Consider the following 511-nt stretch of genomic DNA (forward strand, 5'->3'; position numbering starts at 1 on the left):
ACGCGCATGCCGTCGGGGTGCAGTCCGGCGATGAGGTCGAGCATCCATCCGGCGCCGCCGAGGAATTCCTCAAGCGAGGGAACATCATCGGACAACGACGCGAAGATGAAGCCCTGCCGCGAGTCCACACGCGGCGCCCGCAACAATCCCCATTCCGTCTTATCCACCGGAGTGCCATACGCACGCTGCATCATCGGCGTGCCCACCAGATCACCATTGTTCGCATACGTCCAACCGTGATACGGGCACTTGAAGAACCGCGAATTGCCGGCATCGGTCTGACACACCTGCGACCCACGATGCCGGCAGTAGTTAGACAACACATGAACGCCGCCATCACCGTCACGCGTCACAATGACCGGATCCACACCAATGCGACGCTGAACGAAATCACCGGCGCCGGGGATCTCACTCTCATGAGCAACAAACACCCATGTACGCGTGAAAAGCCGATCCATCTCCGCCTGGAATACCTCCGGATCGGCGAAGATCTCGACCGGTACCAGATCCT

The 511-nt window shown here is 59.9% G+C and carries 2 protein-coding genes; one reads left to right on the forward strand and one right to left on the reverse strand.

The window, feature by feature from the left end:
- The coding region (locus tag N4S67_RS27960) for a Rieske 2Fe-2S domain-containing protein (RefSeq protein ID WP_260996317.1) at nt 1-407 on the reverse strand (407 nt) is incomplete at its 3' end.
- Between N4S67_RS27960 and N4S67_RS27965 the strand changes: the two genes are divergently transcribed.
- Nucleotides 324-511, forward strand: a 188-nt coding sequence (locus tag N4S67_RS27965; protein ID WP_260996318.1) for a hypothetical protein, incomplete at its 3' end; no start/stop codon positions are given. The genes N4S67_RS27960 and N4S67_RS27965 overlap by 84 nt on opposite strands.

The sequence above is a fragment of the Mycobacterium deserti genome (assembly GCF_025345615.1).
Lineage (GTDB): Bacteria > Actinomycetota > Actinomycetes > Mycobacteriales > Mycobacteriaceae > Mycobacterium > Mycobacterium deserti.